Source organism: Halomonas sp. ND22Bw (assembly GCF_003011945.1).
Lineage (GTDB): Bacteria > Pseudomonadota > Gammaproteobacteria > Pseudomonadales > Halomonadaceae > Halomonas > Halomonas halophila.
Genome location: NZ_PXWD01000595.1, coordinates 1 through 291, shown reverse-complemented (window position 1 = coordinate 291; position 291 = coordinate 1). Strand labels below are relative to the sequence as shown.

Below are 291 nucleotides of genomic sequence, written 5' to 3'. Positions count from 1 at the left end.
CGCCGTCAGGCCGGACTTTCGGTCGCCGAGGCCGCCGATCTGGCCGGGTATGACGAGCGAACAGGCTATCGCTGGGAGCGCGGCGAAGCGAAGCCGAGGAAGGCCGTGCTGGAGGTGCTGCGCGCCCACACACCTGCGCCGCCAGAGGACTTGTCGAAGCCAGCCTTGTTTCGGTTTATCGATCTTTTCGCAGGCATAGGCGGACTCCGCCGCGGGTTCGAGAGTATCGGCGGCCGGTGTGTGTTCACAAGTGAATGGGACAAGTTTTCCCAGATTACCTACCAGGCCAAT

1 protein-coding gene is annotated in these 291 nt (G+C 62.9%); it reads left to right on the top strand.

Features of this window, described 5'->3' with window-relative positions; translation table 11 throughout:
* On the top strand, positions 1-291 hold a 291-nt coding region (locus CVH10_RS19535), incomplete at both ends, for a DNA-binding transcriptional regulator (RefSeq protein ID WP_146143115.1).